Origin of the sequence: Streptomyces sp. NPDC101776, from assembly GCF_044766845.1 — a bacterium.
GTDB lineage: Bacteria > Actinomycetota > Actinomycetes > Streptomycetales > Streptomycetaceae > Streptomyces.
This window is the reverse complement of the sequence record NZ_JBIWMV010000014.1, coordinates 281,499-300,229: the sequence shown is the minus strand read 5'-3', so window position 1 is coordinate 300,229 and position 18,731 is coordinate 281,499. Positions and strand designations below refer to the sequence as shown.

Annotated in this window: 15 protein-coding genes; 5 read left to right on the top strand and 10 right to left on the bottom strand. The window is 72.0% G+C overall.

Going from position 1 to position 18,731, the window contains the following annotated elements; all coding sequences use genetic code 11:
* Positions 1–154 precede the first annotated feature (154 nt).
* From ACIRRY_RS34995 to ACIRRY_RS34970, 6 genes are all read right to left on the bottom strand, one after another.
* Entirely contained in the window at positions 155–1,135 is a 981-nt protein-coding gene (locus tag ACIRRY_RS34995; protein ID WP_403980859.1) for a cation diffusion facilitator family transporter, read from the bottom strand.
* 184 nt (positions 1,136–1,319) lie between these two features.
* The gene (gene manA, locus ACIRRY_RS34990) at positions 1,320–2,471 is read right to left on the bottom strand and encodes a mannose-6-phosphate isomerase, class I (protein WP_403980857.1); all 1,152 of its coding nucleotides are present in this window, start codon (positions 2,469–2,471) and stop codon (positions 1,320–1,322) included.
* Between the two features lie 109 nt (positions 2,472–2,580).
* Positions 2,581–3,708, bottom strand: a complete 1,128-nt coding sequence (locus ACIRRY_RS34985; RefSeq protein ID WP_403980855.1) for an SIS domain-containing protein — start codon at positions 3,706–3,708, stop codon at positions 2,581–2,583.
* Positions 3,709–3,739: 31 nt separating this feature from the next.
* Positions 3,740–3,910: a Trm112 family protein gene (locus tag ACIRRY_RS34980; protein WP_019072213.1), complete on the bottom strand. Its 171-nt coding sequence runs from the start codon at positions 3,908–3,910 to the stop codon at positions 3,740–3,742.
* Between the two features lie 251 nt (positions 3,911–4,161).
* Positions 4,162–5,526, bottom strand: coding sequence for a phosphomannomutase/phosphoglucomutase (locus ACIRRY_RS34975; protein WP_403980853.1), 1,365 nt, complete (start codon positions 5,524–5,526; stop codon positions 4,162–4,164).
* 150 nt (positions 5,527–5,676) lie between these two features.
* Entirely contained in the window at positions 5,677–6,108 is a 432-nt protein-coding gene (locus tag ACIRRY_RS34970; RefSeq protein ID WP_403980893.1) for a DUF3499 domain-containing protein, read from the bottom strand.
* A gap of 279 nt (positions 6,109–6,387) precedes the next feature.
* Between ACIRRY_RS34970 and ACIRRY_RS34965 the strand changes: the two genes are divergently transcribed.
* On the top strand, positions 6,388–6,837 hold the full coding sequence (locus ACIRRY_RS34965) for a metallopeptidase family protein (RefSeq protein ID WP_403980890.1): 450 nt from the start codon (positions 6,388–6,390) through the stop codon (positions 6,835–6,837).
* Positions 6,838–6,866: 29 nt separating this feature from the next.
* Here ACIRRY_RS34965 and ACIRRY_RS34960 read toward each other — a convergent pair whose 3' ends face one another.
* The 3 genes from ACIRRY_RS34960 to ACIRRY_RS34950 all read right to left on the bottom strand — a co-directional run bounded on the left by ACIRRY_RS34960 (position 6,867) and on the right by ACIRRY_RS34950 (position 12,576).
* Positions 6,867–8,354: a DUF5719 family protein gene (locus ACIRRY_RS34960; RefSeq protein WP_403980851.1), complete on the bottom strand. Its 1,488-nt coding sequence runs from the start codon at positions 8,352–8,354 to the stop codon at positions 6,867–6,869.
* Positions 8,351–12,115, bottom strand: a complete 3,765-nt coding sequence (locus ACIRRY_RS34955) for a glycosyltransferase (protein ID WP_403980848.1) — start codon at positions 12,113–12,115, stop codon at positions 8,351–8,353. Before ACIRRY_RS34955 ends, ACIRRY_RS34960 begins: the two co-directional genes overlap by 4 nt.
* A 197-nt stretch (positions 12,116–12,312) precedes the next feature.
* A complete protein-coding gene (locus ACIRRY_RS34950) occupies positions 12,313–12,576 on the bottom strand; it encodes a WhiB family transcriptional regulator (protein ID WP_003975777.1) in 264 nt (87 codons plus the stop codon).
* A gap of 610 nt (positions 12,577–13,186) precedes the next feature.
* Between ACIRRY_RS34950 and ACIRRY_RS34945 the strand changes: the two genes are divergently transcribed.
* The 4 genes from ACIRRY_RS34945 (at position 13,187) to ACIRRY_RS34930 (ending at position 17,235) form a co-directional block, all read left to right on the top strand.
* Positions 13,187–13,732 (top strand): cysteine dioxygenase, encoded by a 546-nt coding sequence (locus ACIRRY_RS34945; RefSeq protein ID WP_403980846.1) that lies wholly within the window; start codon positions 13,187–13,189, stop codon positions 13,730–13,732.
* Positions 13,733–13,819: 87 nt separating this feature from the next.
* Positions 13,820–14,779 (top strand): 2-phospho-L-lactate transferase, encoded by a 960-nt coding sequence (cofD, locus tag ACIRRY_RS34940; RefSeq protein WP_403980843.1) that lies wholly within the window; start codon positions 13,820–13,822, stop codon positions 14,777–14,779.
* A gap of 14 nt (positions 14,780–14,793) precedes the next feature.
* Positions 14,794–16,092 (top strand): coenzyme F420-0:L-glutamate ligase, encoded by a 1,299-nt coding sequence (locus tag ACIRRY_RS34935; RefSeq protein WP_403980888.1) that lies wholly within the window; start codon positions 14,794–14,796, stop codon positions 16,090–16,092.
* Positions 16,093–16,233: 141 nt separating this feature from the next.
* Entirely contained in the window at positions 16,234–17,235 is a 1,002-nt protein-coding gene (locus tag ACIRRY_RS34930) for a DNA-3-methyladenine glycosylase family protein (protein WP_403980841.1), read from the top strand.
* A gap of 321 nt (positions 17,236–17,556) precedes the next feature.
* Here the strand turns inward: ACIRRY_RS34930 and ACIRRY_RS34925 are convergent, their stop codons facing one another.
* The gene (locus ACIRRY_RS34925) at positions 17,557–18,639 is read right to left on the bottom strand and encodes a sugar phosphate nucleotidyltransferase (RefSeq protein WP_403980839.1); all 1,083 of its coding nucleotides are present in this window, start codon (positions 18,637–18,639) and stop codon (positions 17,557–17,559) included.
* Between the last annotated feature and the right edge of the window lie 92 nt (positions 18,640–18,731).

The window sequence follows — 18,731 nt, the reverse complement described above, 5'->3', positions numbered from 1 at the left end:
CGTCCGTCGACCATCGCGCCGACACTCTGCCCCCTCGTTCATCGAGAAGGCCCAGCCTATTTCAACCGGCGAACCTTCCCGGTCAGAGCACTAGCGGGATGGGGAGGGCCCGTCGAAGTCCCGGCGGGCCTCATTGCCCTAGCAGCGCGGGGACTCAGTGCTCGGCGGGGTGCTGGGCCGGGCCTCCGGGGGTGGCTTCGCGGTCCGGGCCCTTGGTGGCTTCGGACTCGCTGTAGATGTCGGGTTCGAGGTAGATCACGCGGGCGATCGGGACGGCTTCGCGGATGCGGGACTCGGCCGCGTTGATCGCGGTGGCGACCTCGGTGGCGGTGTCGTCGTGCTGGACGGCGATCTTGGCGGCGACGAGGAGTTCCTCGGGGCCGAGGTGGAGCGTGCGCATGTGGATGATGCCGGTGACGGTGTGGCCGTCGACGATCGCGGCCTCGATCTTCTGGACGTCCTCGATGCCGGCGGACTCGCCGAGCAGCAGCGACTTGGTCTCCGCGGCCAGGACCAGTGCGATCAGGATTAGCAGGATGCCGATGCAGAGCGTGCCGATGCCGTCCCAGATGCCGTCGCCGGTGAGCAGGGCCAGGCCGACGCCGCCGAGGGCGAGGACCAGGCCGATGAGCGCGCCGAAGTCCTCCAGGAGGACGACCGGCAGCTCGGGGGCCTTGGCGCGGCGGATGAACTGCGACCAGGAGTGCGTGCCGCGCAGTTCGTTCGACTCCTTGATGGCCGTGCGGAACGAGAAGCCCTCGGCGATGATCGCGAAGATCAGGACGCCCACCGGCCAGTACCAGTGCTCGATGTCGTGGGGGTGCTTGATCTTCTCGTAGCCCTCGTAGACGGCGAACATGCCGCCGACGGAGAAGAGGACGATCGAGACGAGGAAGGCGTAGATGTAGCGCTCGCGGCCGTATCCGAAGGGGTGCTGGGGGGTGGCCTCGCGCTGGGCCTTCTTGCCGCCGATCAGGAGCAGTGCCTGGTTGCCGGAGTCGGCGAGGGAGTGGACGCCCTCGGCGAGCATCGAGGACGAGCCGCTGAAGGCGAACGCCACGAACTTCGATGCCGCGATCGCGAGGTTGGCGCCGAGTGCCGCCACGATCGCCTTGGTGCCGCCTGACGCGCTCATGTGTTCGCGGTGTCCCTTCGCCTTCGTACGTCTGTGCCGGACGTCCAGGTCGGACGCCCACGTCGGACATCTGCCCCGGACGTCTGCCCGGATGAGTCGTCCGGCCGTCTTTGCCCGTCCTTTGCCGGTGGGTCATTCTTGCAGCCCTGCCCGGCGACGGCGCGTCAGGTATCCACAGGCCCGGTCATACGATCACAGTGGCTCGGAAGATCGTGCCGACTCCGGACACCTCGGCCTTCTCTCCGGCCGGGACGAACACCGACTGGCCGGGGGCCAGTTCGAACTCGCCCGCCGTCACCGCACCGGCTGTGCAGAGCAGGATCTGCGGGGTGTCGAGGGTGAGGTCGTGGACGCCTGTGCCCGCCGGGAGGACGTACCGGGACAGCCGGAACTCGTCGATGGGGGTCTCGTAGACCTCCTCGCCGTCGGGAGACGCCTCGGGGCGCAGCACTCCGGGGTCGCCCGCCTCGAAGCGGACGACGCGCAGGAGTTCGGGGACGTCGACGTGCTTGGGGGTCAGGCCGCAGCGCAGGACGTTGTCGGAATTGGCCATGATCTCGACGCCGAGGCCGTTGAGGTAGGCGTGCGGGATGCCGGCGCCGAGGAACAGGGCCTCGCCGGGCTGGAGTTGGACGTAGTTCAGGATCATCGCCGCGATGACCCCCGGGTCGCCCGGGTAGTGGTGGGCGATGTCGGCGTAGGGCGCGTAGTCGCCGCCGAGGCGGGTGCAGGCGGTCGCCGCCGCGGTGACCGTGTGGCGCATCTCCTCCGGGTCGGCGGTGAGGATCGCCGTGAGGACCTCGCGCAGGGCGGCTTCCTCGGGGTGTGCGTGCAGGAGGTCGACGTACGGCTTCAGGGAGTCGACGCCCAGGCCCGCGAGCAGGTCGGCGGCGTCCCGCGGGTCGCGGAAGCCGCACAGGCCGTCGAACTCCGTGAGCGCGCAGATCAGTTCGGGCTTGTGGTTGGCGTCCTTGTAGTTGCGGTTCGGGGCGTCCACGGGGATGCCCCGGCGCTCCTCGTCGGCGTAACCCTCCTTGGCCTGCGCCAGGTTGGGGTGCACCTGGAGGGAGAGCGGGGCGCCGGCGGCGAGGATCTTCAGCAGGAAGGGCAGTCGCGGGCCGAACTTCGCCACCGCCTTCTCCCCCAACTCCCGCTCCGGAGCGGCCTCGACGACCTCGACGAGCGTCCCGCGCGCGGTGCGCGAGGGTGCGCCGGGGTGCGCGCCCATCCACATCTCCGCCTGTGGTTCGCCGTTCGGCTCGACGCCGAGCAGCTTGGGGATGGCGGTGGTGGAACCCCAGGCGTAGGGGCGGACGGTGTTGTCGAGGCGGTCCATGTGGCTCTCTACCGGTTCTCTGTGTGTACGACCCGAGGACGACCTGGGTACGACGTGGCTTCGCGCCCCGTACGACGGTGTACGGCGGCTCAGGGCTTCGACGACAGGATCAGGCGCCCGAGGCGAGCGCCAGGTAAACGGCGGCGAAATCCGTCATGGCGATCAGCTCCGCGAGGGTCTCCAGCTCGCCGCCCTCCTCGGGCTCCAGCTCGCTGATCGGCGTGTCGTGGCTGAGGGCCAGGTCACGGGCGGTCGGGGCCGCTGTGAGACCGCCGATCGGACGGTCCCGGAGCAGCACCACGCGTGCGTGCAGCGCGGGTGCCTCGTCGACGCGGTCCCTGAAGAAGTCGTCGGGGTCGGCGCTCGCGGCGAGCGGGCCGGCCAGCAGGGCGTTGTGCTCGGCGAGCGCCTCGGGCAGTTCGGAGACGAGCGCGGGGCGGCCGGCCAACTCCGCGAGCGCGGCGGCGAATCGGCGGCCCGCCGGGCCCGCCGACGTGCCCTCCGTCCAGATCACCGGGAGCGAGTCGGCGAGTTCGGCGGCGAGGGTCTTGGCGGGGTTGCTGTAGGTCGCGACGGCGGGCCCGCAGCGCTCGGCGACCTGGTCGAGACGGTCGGCGACCTTCTCCAGGGCCTCGGGCGGCGCGCTGAGCAGGCCTGTGCGGTCCAGGAGCGCGAGCAGCGGGGTGAGCAGCGCCCAGAGGACTCCGGGGGCGGAGGCGGCCAGGGGTTCGTCGTGTTCGTACGGTGCGGTCGCCATCGGTACGAAGAGGCCGTGGGCGCCGTCCACCGCCTCGGTGAGAGGGCTGCGGGACGGGGCCACGGCGACGACCGTGCAGCCGCGGCGGTAGGCCTGCTCCGCGAGCAGGGCCAGGCCCGGCTCGCTGCCGTCCGGGGTGGTGATCAGCAGCAGGTCCACGGAGCCGGCCCAGCCCGGGAGTTCCCAGCGCAGGGCGCCGGCCGCGGGGGCGACGCCGGTGGGTGCCAGGCGGGTGACGGGGCTGCTGGCGCCGGCGAGCCTGCCGAGCAGGTCGGCGACGCAGGTGGCGGCTGCGCCGGGGCCCGCGATCAGGATGGCGCGGGGGCGGCCGTCCGGTTTCAGGTCGTGGACGCCCGCCTCGGCCGCGTGCCGGGCGGCTGTGCGCACCCGGGCACCGGCTTCGGCGGCACCGCGGAGCAGGGCTCGGCGGTCGGCCTCGGTCAGCGCGTCCGGGGAGTCGAGCAGCGATTCGTCGAGCATGGGCGGCGGCCTCCGATCGCGTCGTCGTCGGTTACGCGGGGTGGCGGGCCTCGTCGACGAGGAGGACGGGGATGCCGTCCCGTACCGGGTAGGCCAGGCCGCAGTCCTCGCCGGTGCAGATCAGCTCGGTGTCCTGCTCCTTGAGGGGGGCGTGGCAGGCCGGGCAGGCCAGGATCTCCAGGAGGCCGGCTTCGAGCGGCATGGGGTGTCCCTCCAGGGGGTGTCTACGACTGTCTGCGACGCTTCGGCGGATGTGCCTGGTCAGGGTACCGCCGGTGAGAGGTGTGCGCCGGGGTTGGGGCGGACGTCCATGGGGGCTGCGCGCCCAGACCCCCCTTCGGCCTGAACCGCCTCGTCCTCAAACGCCGGACGGGCTGAAAGTGACCGGCACCCAAAGACCCCGTCAACCGCTCACCCCTCACCCCTCACCCCTCACCCCTCACCCCTCACCCCTCACCCCAGGATGATCCCCAGCACCTCGTCCCGCACCTTCCCCATCGTCGCCTCGTCCCGCGCCTCCGCGTTGAGCCGCAGCAGCGGTTCGGTGTTGGAGGGGCGGACGTTGAACCACCAGTCGGCGGAGGAGACGGTGAGGCCGTCGAGTTCGTCGAGGGTCAGGTCGGGGCGGTCCTCGTAGGCGGTGCGGATCGCCGTGAGGCGGGCCTGCTGGTCGTCGACCGTGGAGTTGATCTCGCCAGAGCCCACGTAGCGGTCGTACTGGGCCACGAGGGCGGAGAGGGTGCCGTCCTGGCCGCCGAGTGCGGCGAGGACGTGCAGGGCGGCCAGCATGCCCGTGTCGGCGTTCCAGAAGTCCTTGAAGTAGTAGTGCGCGGAGTGCTCGCCGCCGAAGATCGCGCCGGCCCTCGCCATCTCGGCCTTGATGAAGGAGTGGCCCACGCGCGTGCGTACGGGTGTGCCGCCGTTCTCCTTGACGACCTCGGGGACCGACCAGGAGGTGATCAGGTTGTGGATGATCACGCCGGTGCCGCCGTTCCTCGCCAGCTCGCGGGAGGCCACCAGGGCGGTGATCGCGGACGGGGAGACCGGGTCGCCGTTCTCGTCGACCACGAAGCAGCGGTCCGCGTCGCCGTCGAAGGCGATGCCGAGGTCGGCGCCCTCCTCGCGGACGCGTGCCTGGAGGTCGACGATGTTGGCCGGGTCGAGCGGGTTGGCCTCGTGGTTCGGGAAGGTGCCGTCCAGCTCGAAGTACATCGGGACCAGGGTGAGCGGCAGGCCGGCGAACACGGTCGGGACCGTGTGGCCGCCCATGCCGTTGCCCGCGTCGACTACGACCTTCAGGGGGCGGATGGAGGTCAGGTCGACGAGGCCGCGGAGGTGCGCCGCGTAGTCCTCCAACGTGTCCCGCTTTGTGATCGTTCCCGTCGGTCCGGACACCTCCGGGGCGCCCGAGTCCATCCAGGACTCGGCGAGTTGGCGGATCTCGGCGAGGCCGGTGTCCTGGCCCACGGGGGCCGCGCCCGCCCGGCACATCTTGATGCCGTTGTACTTCGCCGGGTTGTGCGAGGCCGTGAACATGGCACCGGGGAGGCCGAACGCGCCCGACGCGTAATACAGCTGGTCCGTGGAGCACAGGCCGATCTCGGTCACGTCGACACCGCGCGCCGCCGCCCCGCGCGCGAAGGCGGCGGACAGACCCGGGGACGAGGGCCGCATGTCGTGCCCCGTCACGATCGCGCTCGCGCCGGTCACTTGGACGAAGGCCGCTCCGAACAGCTCGGCCAACGACTCGTCCCACTGGTCCGGGACGACGCCCCGTACGTCGTACGCCTTCACGAGCTGCGACAGATCAGCAGACACGGGCCAACCCTCCAGAAAGTCCTATCGGTCGCCCCAAACTACCCGTCAGGACCGACAGTGCGACGGGCGGCAACCGAGCCTTCCACACACCGTTACCTCAGCTCGGAGCGGCATCCGCGGCGCGACCGACGAACTCCGGGACAGGCGCCGTCAGTTGTCCGGGGAGCGCAGCACCCGGAGATGACCCCGGCGTGCGACCTCCATCGGGTCCACCGTGCGGGCACCGCCTCCGCCGCCGGCACCGGCCGCCCGCTCCTGGGGGCGGGCCGCCTCGCGCACGGCGTTGGCGAGTGCTTCCAGGTCGTCGCCGCTGGGGCGGGCCGGAGCGGAGCTGTCGAGGAGGCGGACGACTTCCCAGCCGCGGGGCGCGGTGAGGCGCTCGGAGTGCTGGGCGCACAGGTCGTAGCAGTGGGGTTCGGCGTAGGTGGCGAGCGGGCCGAGGACCGCGGTCGAGTCGGCGTAGACGTACGTCAGCGTCGCGACGGCGGGGCGGCCGCAAGCGGTGCGCGAACAGCGACGTACAGGGCTCACGACGTTGGACGGTACCGCACTCTTGAGCGGGCCGCGACGGCTCTCCCCCAGGTCACCCCACCGTGTCGGGCTGTGAGGCGCCCCACACACCTCACCGGCAACACGCCACTGACCTGCGCGTACACCCCCTCCCGAGATCTCGAACAGGGTCGGACCCGGTCACCACTCGGCACAAACACCGTCAATTGCCTTGAGAGAGACGGTCTTGGAGACATACGGAATCGAGCCGGACCTTGGCCGGAACGGTCATCCGGCGACATGCCGTGCGGAGCGTCCGACGGCGGGTGGAGTCGGGCGGCCGGACCCGGCGGGGACTACGCTTCACCAGTGATGGACACCCCCGTACCGCCCTCTGCCGCCGGACCCGGGCCCCGCCGCCGCGATCGCCACGGCCGGGGCATGCGCGGCCCGATCGCACCGCCCCAGGTTCCGCTCGCCGCGAGCCGCGCCGAGGCGTTCGCGGATCTGGTGCAGGACTCCGTGGAGCGACTGGAGCGGCGGTGGCCGCAGTTGGCCGACATCGATTTCCTCGTCCTGGAAGTCCCTCGACTGGGTGGTGCGGGCGAGGGCTGGAACGACGAGTCGGTGCCCATGGGGGGCACGATCGCCGCCCGTGAGGGACAACCCGCGCGCGTGGTGATCTACCGGCGCCCGGTGGAGATCCGCACGAAGGGGCGCGACGAACGGGCCGCCCTCGTCCACGAGATCGTCGTGGAACAGGTCGCCGAACTGCTGGGGCTCACCCCGGAGACGGTCGATCCGCGCTACGGGGAGGACTAGCACCCTCCCCGCGCGCGTGCCGCCGACTGCTACTTCTGGAGGACCGACAGGTCCTCGTCCGTGTCGGGCACCGAGACCGTTCCCCGGTCGTCGGGCAGCGTCTGGATCGTGAAGCCCGGCACGCCCTCCTCGGTGGCCGACAGGGTCCGGGCCGCGTACACCGGACCGCCCGACTGGGGCTCGACCGTCAGTGCGTAGGTGCCCTTCAGGCCGCCGGGGACCGGGAGTTCGACGTCCTCGGCGGTGCCGGCCTTGATCGTGTACGTCTTCGAGACGGGCGTACCGCCGCCGCTGCCCGCGGACGCGGTGACCTTGACCGTCGCGGTGCGGGTGGGCGCGACCAGGGACAGCGTGGAGCCCTTGGCGCTGTTGTCGGCGGACGTCGCGCGCGTGCCCACCGCGCCGGTCGCCGGGATGAACGCCGTCTCCTGCTTGCTGCCCTTGCCCCGTACGACCTTGAGCGCGGCGACGATCGGCACGGACTGGTCGGTCGGGGTCAGGACCAGGGAGCCCGGCTCGCCGCGCGTGACGTCGCCCAGGTCGACAGCGGTCGTCACGCCCGCCTTCACGTGCACGGTCTCGTGCCCGGCCGGCGTGATCGTCCCGGTGGGTGAGGACAGCCGCACCTTCAGGTCGGCGTCCGAGTCGCCCGGCGTGAAGGCGATCAGCCGCACGGAGGTGGCGTCCTTCGGGATGCCCGGCATGACCAGACTGCCGGCCGGGTCGGTGGACGCGGCCAGCCAGTCGCCGCCGAGCTTGGCGTCGAGGGCCTGCACGGACGCGCCGACCCGGCCGCTGCGCACGGTGACGTGCACGGTCAGGTCGGTCTCCTGGTCGTCGGTGAGCGTGGACAGCAGGATCGGCTCGCTGGCGTGCGGCTCGACCGTGATGCCCTCCCCCACCGTCGACTTGAGGTCGCCGTCCTTGCCGTAGAGCTCGATGTCGACGACGGCGGCGGAGTCGTCCGGGTTGGTGAGGTGCACGTAGTCGGTGCGGCCGTCGGCGGTGCTGGCGCCCGGGAACCAGAACTCGGTGTCCGGAGCGGTGCAGTTGACGCCCTGGAGGCCACGTCCGTTGCCCGCGGCGACCTCGGTGGTCTCCTGGACGGTCCAGCCGGGCGCGTACTTGCCCTCGGCGGTGCCGAGCAGCGCGGGCGAGTCGGCGCCGGAACTGTCGCCGGTGGCCGGGGTGCCGGGGGCCTTGGGTTCCAGGACGGGCTTGGCGGGCTTCTTCTTGTCGGCCGTGCCGTCGCCCGACTCCTCGGTGACGGACTGGAGTTCGGCCTTGCCGCTGTCGTCCGTGCCGGTCGTGACGGGCGTGAAGGACGTGTACGACGTGTCGGCGAGGTCGGAGGTGCTGGGAGCCGGGCAGAGCAGGCTGGTGCGCTCCACGGGCAGTTGAGCGGCCGTCCTGGCGGTGCCGGTGCCGGACGCGGCCGGTGCCTTCATCTCGGCGAACCCGGTGACGGCGCCGAGCGCGACCACACCGGCGAGGAAGGACAGGGTGGTGCGGTTCACTGCTGGCTCCCGTCGGGACGCTCATCGCCGTGCGGTCGTTGCTGCTGGGCCGGGTCGTACGTCGGGTCGTAGGCGGGGTCGTAGTTCGGGTCGTAGCCCTGGTTCTGCGCCTGGCCCTGGCTCTGGTCGTAGCCCTGTTCGTACGTCGGGTCGTAGGCCGGTGCCGGGTTCTGGCCGCCGTAGGCGTACGGGTCGTACTGGCCGCCCTGGTAGGGGTCCGCCTGGTACGACTGGTCGTAAGTGCCGGGCGGGTACTGCTCGTTGGCCTGGTACTGCTCGCCGCCGTAGGTGCCGTACTCGGCGCCCGCGTAGCTCGCGGTGTCCCTCCCCCAGGCTCGAACATCCTCGCCCGGGGGGACCCCCATGCCGTAGGACTGCTGTTGCGGGATCGCGGCGACGGCCTCCTCCTCCGGAGGAGGTGTGGTGTTCGAAGCGAAGGCGTCGAACTGCCCGGTGTCCGCCGGGTCGTCCGTCCCGTCGGTGGACTCGGCCTCCGCCTGGGCACGCAGGCGGCGGGCCCGGCGGCCCTCGCCGGCGACCGCCTGGGCCGGGATCAGCTCCTCCTCGGGGAGGTCGTCGTCGACGTCACGGCGGCGGCCCGGGAGGGCGAGCACGACGAGGACGAGGGCGAGGGCGCCCTGGGTCCACAGCCACGCGGTGTGCCCGATCGGGTCGTCGTAGGTGACGTCCAACTTGCCGCCGGAGGCGGGAAGTTCGAAGCCCTGGGCCCAACCGTCGACCGTGGTGCCGGTGAGCGGCTTGCCGTCCAGGGTGGCCGTCCAGCCCGCGGCGGCCGAGTCGGCGAGGCGCAGCACGCGGCCGGTGGCGCCGGAGGGGATCGTGGTGTGGATGTCGACGGGTCCGGCGGCGACGGGTGTCGGGGCGGCGGTGCCGGCGACGACGGCCGCGCGGGAGACCTGCGCGTCGACCCGCCACAGGGCGCTGCCGTCGGCCTGGCTGAGGCGGCTGAGGCCGGGGGTGGCGTCCAGGATGCGGCTGACCTCGCGGGGCGCGCCCTTGTGGACGAGGACGTAGCGCACGGCGAAGCCGCCGAGTTCGTCGGCCTGGTCGGCGCCGGAGCCGGCGACGAGGTTGGCGACGACCTTGTCGAGCTTGGTGTTCTCGCCGTCCGCCGCGGCGAACTCGCCGTCTCCCATGCGGGCGCCGGAGCCGCGCACCAGCATGTAGCCGACGTGGGCGGCGGAGTCGCTGTCGAGGACGAGGGTGCGGGCCTGGTCCTGGGTGCCGCTCTCCTCGGCGACGAAGGCGGGCACCTGGGTCGGGTCGTGGCGCTCCAGGGGGCCGTCGGCGCCGCGGATCATCCAGCCGGCGGCGACGAGCAGCGGGCCCGCGGCCGAGGCGAAGGCGATCAGCACGGCCACCGGCTGGCGCCAGCCGAAGCTCTGCTCGGCCACACGCGCGCGTGCCCCGTCGGCGCCGAGCGCGGCGGCGGCGAGGAGGGCGAGGCCGTAGACGAGGGTCGCGGGGCCCGCCCAGGTGGAGCTGTTGGACAGGACGGCGAAGACGATGCCTACAAGGGCGACGCCCCAGGCGGTCCAGATGCCGAACTGACGCTCGCTGCGCAGCAGGGCGGCGAGTGCGGCCAGCACGATGCCGATGAGCATCAGGCCGCCGACCGTGCCGGGGCCGCCCGGGCTGGCGCCGAGGAGGTCGAGGGGGGTCGCGGCCCCGGAGCCGTACTCCAGACCGGCCTGCTGGAAGAAGCCGAACGGGAGCAGGGTCAGCGACCAGGGCGCCAGGATCAGCAGCGGGGTGCCGTACTGGGCCAGGAAGCGCGGTCCGTAGGCGACGAGGTCGCCGCGGCGCACGGCCAGCAGCGCGATGCCCAGGAGCAGCGTGATGGGCCAGATGATCGGCGTGAAGGCCGTGGCGATCGTCAGCAGCAGGGCGTACGCCCAGGTGGCGCGCCAGCTGCCGCGGGCTCCCGAGGAGTGCGTGAGGCCGCTTGCGGCGATGCCCGCGCGGGCCATCAGCGGGAGCAGCACGGCGAGTACGGCGGTGCCGATGTGGCCGCCCGCGAGGGCGCCGGTGGCAGCGGGCAGGAAGGCGTAGACGACGGCCGCCCACGCGCGCAGCAGGCGCGACTCGACGAGTGGGCGGGACGCGAAGTAGGCGGTGAACCCGGCCAGCGGGACCGAGGCGACCAGCAGGACCGTGACCGCGAAGCCGGTCGAGCCGAAGAGCAGCGAGGAGAGCATCGCGACGAGCGCGAGGTACGGCGGGGCGGAGGGGGTGCCGCCGACGCCGACCGGGTGCCAGGAGTCCAGGAAGCGGGACCACAGCTCGCCGGAGTCGCCCGGGGCGGGCAGCAGCGCCCCGCCCGTGAGCGCGCCGCTGCCGAGCAGACCGCGGCATGCGACGAGCGAGACGAACAGCAGCACCAGGAACAGCACCGGGCCCGGCTTGCGGGCGATGCGCTTCACGCGCGCGAACTGCTCGATCTCCAGGAAGTCCGCGTCGTCGCCGCCGGGTCCGGACTCGACCGCGCCGCCGTGCCGGCCGGCTCCGGAGGTGATCTCGGGGTCGGAGGTGTCGACGAAGCTGGCCGCGGCCTGTTCGAAGGTGGCCCGCACGGTCGCGCCGGGCGGCGGGAACAGGGGCCGCAGCTCCGCCTTGTCGATCTGGGCGCCGCCGCGCCTGCGCCGCCCGGCGAGGATCCGCTCGGGGCGCAACAGGGTCCCCAGGAGGCCGCGGATCTCGTCCAAGGCCTGTCCGGGGACCTTGCCGACGAGATAGGCGACGGTCCGCAGCACCGTGCCGACGACGACCCTGATCAGGACCCAGGGCAGCACGGCCGTACGGCTGTTGACGAGCAGGGTGTAGACGGCGCCGGCCTTGTCGACCTTGTGCGGGGAGGCGACGGTGCGGCCCGCGCAGTCGACGGCCCGGCGCTCGCGGGAGGCCGCCTCGGCGTGCCGTACGACCGCCTCGGGGGCGACCAGGACGCGGTGGCCGGCGGCGGTGGCGCGCCAGCACAGGTCGACGTCGTCCCGCATCAGGGGCAGCCGGCGGTCGAAGCCGCCGAGTTCGTCGAAGATGTCGCGGCGGACGAGCATGCCGGCGGTGGAGACGGACAGCACGGGCCGTACGTGGTCGTGCTGGCCCTGGTCCTGTTCGCGGCGGTCGAGGCCGGTCCAGCGGCGGCCGGAGTGGGCGATGGTGACGCCGACCTCCAGGAGCTGCCGCCGGTCGTACCAGCCGCGCAGCTTGGGGCCTACGACGGCCACGTCCTCGCGGCCCAGTTCGTACTCCTGGTCCACGACCCGCAGCAGTTGCGCCAGGGCGTCCGGCTCCGGCGCGGAGTCGTCGTGCAGCAGCCACAGCCACTGGACGGGCTCGCCGTGCGGGAGTTCCGGCAGGTCGTAGGCGTCGTCGCGCCACGTGCGCGTGACGGGGTCCCAGCCGCTGGGGCGCTTCAGGTACGGCAGCTCGTCCGGCGTCAGCAGGGGCGCGGTGCGGTTGGCCTCCTCGACGGCCTGGCCGAAGCCGGTGCGCCGGGCGAGGTGGAGCACGCGGTCGGCACCGAGGGCGTCGGTGACGAGCTGGGCGGAGTCGTCCGCGCTGCCGGTGTCGGCGGCCATGACGCTCTGCACGGGGCGCTCCTGGCCGAGCAGCCCGGCGAGCGCGTCGGGCAGCCAGCGGGCGCCGTCGTGGGAGACGAGCACCGCCGTCACCACGTGACGCGGGAACTCAGGAGTGGCAGCGTCGTGTTGGGCTGCCGTGTGGCTGTGCACGGACATCGAGGTACGGGCCCCGGTTCGGTGGACTGCGGTGGACGCGCGCGTCCCAAGGGGACAGCGGTACGTCTCGGACGAGCGCCCACACTATCGGCTGGGCATGGCGACGGCCCGCCGCCTGTGGATAACCCAGCTGCGACGGGCCGTTCAGTAGGTCCCGAGGTGTACCCCGGAGCATGTCCCCGGGTGTGCCGTCCGGTTCAGACGGCGGCCTTCTTGAGGCGGCGGCGTTCCCGCTCGGAGAGGCCGCCCCAGATGCCGAAGCGTTCGTCGTTGGCGAGGGCGTATTCGAGGCATTCGGAGCGGACCTCACAGGCGAGGCAGACCTTCTTGGCCTCGCGGGTGGAACCACCCTTCTCGGGGAAGAACGACTCGGGGTCGGTCTGGGCGCACAGCGCGCGCTCCTGCCAGCCGAGTTCCTCGTCCGCGTCGTCGACCAGCAGTTGCTGCACCAGCTCGGTCATGTGCGCCCCTCGTCTGTCTTTCGCGTCCCCGTGATGTGGCCGCCGTTACCGATGTCGGCTGAACGACACGAGTGAAATTACAAGTGTGCTGCTCCGGGCGAGTCAAGCCGAGATCTGCTATTGGGCCCCTTATTCACTCTGCGGAACCAAGGCCTAGCGGAAAGTGTTCAAATCGGCATAAACCTTGACAAGCAAAGGAGACCCCCCTGCGGCCTCCTACCCCGAGACGGAGCCTGTACGGGGGAGGACGCCCAGGAGTTCGATCTCGTTCCACTGAGGTTTGTGCGCCCGGTTGTGCGCCATGTGTCCCGGTAGACACCTGAACAAACCTTTCACCTCGGAGATGAACCGGATGAGGTGAAACATGTCCCACATACCGGGCGTCGAGTTGACAGTGCGGGTGTGAACCGCTGTCCTTGTGGGCATGCTCGCGAACTCGGCACTCACCTCGACCCGCACCGCCGGGTCCCTCGGTGCTGCCCACGCTCGCCGCAGCTGTTGTTGCTGTTCCGGCTGTTGAGCCCCACGCGCTCCGGCCTCACCTGCTTGTCTGTTTGGTGACACCCATCCCCCGCCGTTACTTCTTACGCCGAGGAACTCCCGCACCCCCATGAACAGCGACAGCGACCTCCAGATCGCCGGCGACATCCTCGAAGTCCCGCACCTGCTCCAGCCCCCGCGCGAACACCCGGCCACCGTCGCCGAGTTCGTCGGCCTGGCGCGCTCCGTCGCGGCCGACCGCACCCAGTGGGAACACCTCGTCGAGTACGACGCGACGAGCCGCTGGTACCACCGGCTGCGCACCGGCCCCGGCTACGAGGTGTGGCTGCTGTCCTGGGTGCCCGGACAGGGCAGCGGACTGCACGACCACGGCCGCTCCTCCGGTGTGCTGACCGTCCTGGACGGCACGCTGACCGAGCGCACCGAGCGGGGCACGCGCACGTTGGGGGCGGGCGCGCAGCGGGTGTTCGCGCCGGGGTACGTCCACGAGGTCGTCAACGACACCCTCGAACCGGCCATAAGCCTGCACGTCTACTTCCCCGGCCTCACCGAGATGCCGATGCTCCCCCAGTCCCAACTTCGTCCGACCGGGGAGACCCCCATGGCGTGCGCGCGACGCACCGGCTCGGAACCGGTCGACGCCGTGACCGCCTGATCAGAACCGGTCAACGTGGTCGCCGTCGCGCCCGCGATGCGGTGACTGCCTGCCGCGTTGTCACACCCGCCTGCAAGACTTGTCCCCATGCGCATTGTGGTTCTGGCAGGCGGTATCGGTGGTGCCCGGTTCCTGCGCGGTCTCAAGCAGGCCGTGCCGGACGCGGACATCACGGTGATCGGCAACACGGGGGACGACATCCACCTCTTCGGGCTGAAGGTCTGCCCGGACCTCGACACGGTGATGTACACGCTCGGCGGCGGCATCAACGAGGAGCAGGGCTGGGGCCGTGCCGACGAGACCTTCCATCTCAAGGAGGAGCTCGGGGCGTACGGGGTCGGACCCGAGTGGTTCGGGCTCGGCGACCGGGACTTCGCCACGCACATCGTGCGGACGCAGATGATCGGCGCCGGCTTCCCGCTGAGCGCGGTCACCGAGGCGCTGTGCGACCGCTGGCAGCCGGGAGTACGGCTCATCCCCATGACGGACGACCGCGTCGAGACGCATGTCGCCGTCGAGGTGGACGGCGAGCGCAAGGTGATCCACTTCCAGGAGTACTGGGTGCGGCTGCGCGCGTCGGTCGCCGCCGAGGCGGTCGTGCCGGTCGGCGCCGAGCAGGCGAAGCCCGCGCCCGGGGTCCTGGAGGCGATCGCGGAGGCGGACGTCATCCTCTTCCCGCCGTCGAACCCGGTCGTCTCCGTCGGCACCATCCTCGCCGTGCCCGGCATCCGTGAGGCGATCGCCGAGGCCGGGGTGCCCGTGATCGGCCTCTCCCCCATCGTCGGGGACGCGCCCGTGCGCGGGATGGCCGACAAGGTGCTCGCGGCGGTGGGCGTGGAGTCAACGGCCACGGCGGTGGCCGAGCACTACGGCTCCGGGCTGCTCGACGGCTGGCTCGTCGACACCGTGGACGCGGCCGCCGTACCGGATGTCGAGGCGGCCGGGATCCGCTGCCGGGCCGTACCGCTGATGATGACCGACACCGAGGCGACCGCGCGGATGGCGCGGGAGGCGCTGGCGTTGGCGGAGGAGGTGCGGGCGGCGTGAGCGAAGTGCCGACGATGGAGGGTTACCGGGTCTGGGCCGTGCCCGGGATGCCGGAGGTCGCGGCCGGGGACGACCTCGCCAAGCTGATCGCGGCGGCCGAGCCCGGGCTCCTCGACGGGGACGTGCTCCTCGTCACCTCGAAGATCGTGTCCAAGGCGGAGGGGCGGATCGTCGAGGCGGCCGACCGGGAGGCCGCGATCGACGCCGAGACCGTACGGGTCGTGGCCCGGCGCGGAGCCCTGCGGATCGTGGAGAACCGGCAGGGCCTGATCATGGCCGCCGCCGGGGTCGACGCCTCCAACACCCCTGCCGGGACAGTGCTGTTGCTGCCCGAGGATCCGGACGCGTCCGCGCGCGCGATCCGCGACGGGCTGCGGGACGCGCTCGGTGTCGACGTCGGGGTCGTCGTCACCGACACCTTCGGGCGGCCCTGGCGCACGGGGCTCACGGACGTCGCGATCGGCGCCGCGGGCGTCCGCGTACTGGACGATCTGCGCGGGGGCACGGACGCGTACGGCAATCCGCTCAGCGCGACGGTGGTGGCGACGGCGGACGAACTGGCCGCTGCGGGTGATCTCGTCAAGGGCAAGGCCGCGGGGCTGCCGGTCGCGGTGGTGCGGGGGCTGGCGCATGTGGTGACCGTCGAGGACGACCGGTTGGGCGCTCGGGCCATGGTGCGGGGCGGGCACGACGACATGTTCCGGCTGGGGACGTCGGAGGCGGTACGGGAGGCGGTGACCCAGCGTCGTACGGTGCGGGCCTTCACGGACGAGCCGGTGGATCCCGGTGCGGTACGGCGGGCCGTGGCCGCGGCGGTGACCGCGCCGGCGCCGCATCACACGACGCCGTGGCGGTTCGTGCTGCTGGAGTCGGCCGAGTCGCGGAAGGCGTTGCTGGATGCGATGCGGGACGCGTGGATCGCGGATCTGCGCCGGGACGGGAAGTCGGAGGAGTCTGTCGCGAAGCGGGTGCGGCGCGGGGACGTGTTGCGGGGGGCGCCGTATCTGGTGGTGCCGTGTCTCGTGACGGACGGAGCGCACACGTACGGGGACGCTCGGCGGGACGGGGCGGAGCGGGAGATGTTCGTGGTGGCCGCGGGGGCCGGCGTGCAGAACTTCCTGGTGGCGCTGGCCGGGGAGCGGTTGGGGTCGGCGTGGGTGTCTTCGACGATGTTCTGCCGGGACGTCGTGCGGGGGGTGTTGGGGTTGCCGGAGGGGTGGGACCCGATGGGGGCGGTGGCTGTGGGGCATGCGGCCGCGTCGCCTGCGGCTCGGGCCGGGCGGGATGCGGGGGCGTTCATCGAGGTGCGGTGAATCGCCGTCGGGGCGGGTCTTGTTTGCGGGTGCGGGCCGTGTGTGGCTGGTCGCGCAGTTCCCCGCGCCCCTGGAAGGGGCGCCGGCCGCCTAGGCTCGTGACACTCTTCAGGCCTCTCACCTCACCCCTGGATCTCAACTGTGGCCGGACGTTTCGTTCATCGGCCCACTCGTACGACAGTGCGGGGTGGGGATGTTGTGGTGCCCGGGGGTGTGCCTGGGCAGGCTGCTGCCCCTGGGCGGGTGCGGCGGTGGGTGCCGGGCTGGCCGCTTGATCTGGGGCTGGTGCTCGGGCCGTTGCGGCGGGGGCCCGGGGATCCCACGTTTCGGGTGGACGCGGACGGGGCTGTGTGGCGGGCCAGTCTTACGCCCGTGGGGCCGGGGACCTTGCGGGTGTCCGCGCACGGGGGTGAGGTGCGCGGGGAGGCCTGGGGGCCCGGGGGTGAGTGGCTGCTTGAGCGGTTGCCGGAGATGCTCGGTGCCGCTGACGATCCTGACGCGTTCGTGCCCCGGCATCGGCTTGTGGCTGTCGCCCGACACCGACGGCCGGGGCTGCGGTTGACGCGGACCGGGCTGGTGCTGGAGTCGTTGATTCCGTCGGTGCTGGAGCAGAAGGTGACGACCGACGAGGCGTATCGGGCCTGGCGGTCGTTGGTACGGAAGTTCGGCATGCCGGCGCCTGGGCCCGTGGGCGGGCGGATGTGGGTGATGCCGACGCCGCGCGCGTGGGCGTTGATCCCGTCGTGGGAGTGGCATCGGGCCGGGGTCGACGACAAACGGGCGTCCACGATTCTGCGTGCTGTACGGGTCGCCGCGCGGCTGGAGCAGGCGGTGTCGATGTCGGCGGAGGATGCGCGGGCCCGGTTGGAGGTGGTGCCGGGGGTGGGGGTGTGGACGTCGGCGGAGACCGTGCAGCGGAGCCATGGGGCGGCGGACGCGGTGACCGTGGGGGATCTGCATCTGCCGGGGATCGTCGGGTTCGCGCTCGCCGGGGACCGGGATGCGGACGACGCGGCGATGCTGTCGTTGCTGGAGCCGTATGCGGGGCAGCGGCATCGGGCGGCCCGGTTGATTCTGCTGAGCGGACGGACTCCTGCGCGACGGGCACCGAAGATGCCTCGCGGGGACATCGGGAAGCTGTGATGCCGGTGGAGACACCCAGCCCGTCCGGCGCTTGAGGACGAGGCCGTTCAGGCCGACAGGGGTCCGGCCCCTGCCACACCCCCCGGAAATCACAAGAACCGGCAACCACACCCAGCAACCCGTCCGACGCCTGAGGACAAGGCCCTTCCGACCGCCAGAGGTCCGAAAGCACAAGCCCCTGGCGTTGCGCCCTCCCCGGAACCTTGCAAGAACCGGTGGACATATTCAGCCCGTCCGGCGTATGAGGACAAGGCCGTTCAGGCCGAAGCGGGGGTCCGGGGGCGCAGCCCCTGGGACGGCGCCCCCGCCCACCCGCACGAACTACTGGTCAGAAGAGAACCGCACTGCTCCCGCCGGAATCCGCGCATCGCACCACACCCGCATGCCGTCGCGGAGTTCGTTGTCGGCGCCGATGATCGCGCCGTCTCCGATGACCGTGCCGGTGAGGACGGAGCGTTCGCCGACCCGGGCTCGGGTGCCGATGAGGGAGTCGGTGATGACGGCGCCCGGTTCGATGACCGCGCCGGGGAGGATCGTCGAGCCGAAGACTCGCGCCCCCTCCGCCACGAACGCGCCCTCGCCCACCACCGTGCCGCCGGTCAGCTTGGCGTCGGGGGCGACCCGGGCCGTAGGGAGGACCAGGCGGTCGCCGCAGCGGCCGGGGATCGCGGGGGACGGGGCTCGGCCCAGGACGAGGTCCGCCGAGCCGCGGACGAAGGCGGCGGGAGTGCCCAGGTCGAGCCAGTACGTCGAGTCCACCAGGCCCTGGAGGTGGGCGCCGGCGGCCAGGAGGCCGGGGAAGGTCTCCCGTTCCACCGAGACCGGGCGGCCCGCCGGGATCGTGTCGATGATCGAGCGGCGGAAGACGTACGCGCCCGCGTTGATCTGGTCGGTGACGATCTCCTCGGGGGTCTGGGGTTTCTCCAGGAAGGCCAGGACGCGGCCCGTTCCGTCGGTGGGGACCAGGCCGTAGGCGCGCGGGTCCGTGACCTTCGTGAGGTGGAGGGAGACGTCCGCGCCCGTTGTCTCGTGGGTGTCCACCAGGGCCCTGATGTCCAGGCCGGTCAGGATGTCGCCGTTGAAGATCAGGACCGGGTCGTCGGGGCCGGAGTGGAGGCGCGAGGCCACGTTGCGGATCGCGCCGCCCGTGCCGAGGGGCTCGTCCTCCGTGACGTACTCGATGTGGAGGCCGAGGGACGAACCGTCACCGAAGTGCGGTTCGAACACCTCCGCCAGATAGGAAGTGGCCAGGACGATGTGGTCCACGCCCGCCGCTCTCGCCCGCGCCAGCTGATGCGTGAGGAACGGCACCCCCGCCGCCCTGACCATCGGCTTGGGGGTGTGCACCGTGAGCGGGCGCAACCGGGTGCCCTTGCCGCCGACCAGGAGGATCGCTTCTGTCACCTGTCGTCTCTGCTTCCTGCCGGGACCGGCCGAGGTGTCGATTCGGCCGGCCAGTCTGTGCAGACCGCGCATGTGTGCGGCTGCCCCGCAGA

Excerpts from the sequence above, each read along its gene's own strand:
- ACIRRY_RS34965 (WP_403980890.1), top strand. The coding sequence starts at position 6,388 with ATGGACACCCCCGTACCGCCCTCTGCCGCCGGACCCGGGCCCCGCCGC.
- ACIRRY_RS34950 (WP_003975777.1), bottom strand. The coding sequence starts at position 12,576 with ATGACCGAGCTGGTGCAGCAACTGCTGGTCGACGACGCGGACGAGGAA.
- ACIRRY_RS34955 (WP_403980848.1), bottom strand. The coding sequence starts at position 12,115 with ATGTCCGTGCACAGCCACACGGCAGCCCAACACGACGCTGCCACTCCT.
- ACIRRY_RS34985 (WP_403980855.1), bottom strand. The coding sequence starts at position 3,708 with ATGCTCGACGAATCGCTGCTCGACTCCCCGGACGCGCTGACCGAGGCC.
- ACIRRY_RS34980 (WP_019072213.1), bottom strand. The coding sequence starts at position 3,910 with ATGCCGCTCGAAGCCGGCCTCCTGGAGATCCTGGCCTGCCCGGCCTGC.
- ACIRRY_RS34935 (WP_403980888.1), top strand. The coding sequence starts at position 14,794 with ATGGAGGGTTACCGGGTCTGGGCCGTGCCCGGGATGCCGGAGGTCGCG.
- cofD (WP_403980843.1), top strand. The coding sequence starts at position 13,820 with ATGCGCATTGTGGTTCTGGCAGGCGGTATCGGTGGTGCCCGGTTCCTG.
- ACIRRY_RS34945 (WP_403980846.1), top strand. The coding sequence starts at position 13,187 with ATGAACAGCGACAGCGACCTCCAGATCGCCGGCGACATCCTCGAAGTC.
- manA (WP_403980857.1), bottom strand. The coding sequence starts at position 2,471 with ATGGACCGCCTCGACAACACCGTCCGCCCCTACGCCTGGGGTTCCACC.
- ACIRRY_RS34995 (WP_403980859.1), bottom strand. The coding sequence starts at position 1,135 with ATGAGCGCGTCAGGCGGCACCAAGGCGATCGTGGCGGCACTCGGCGCC.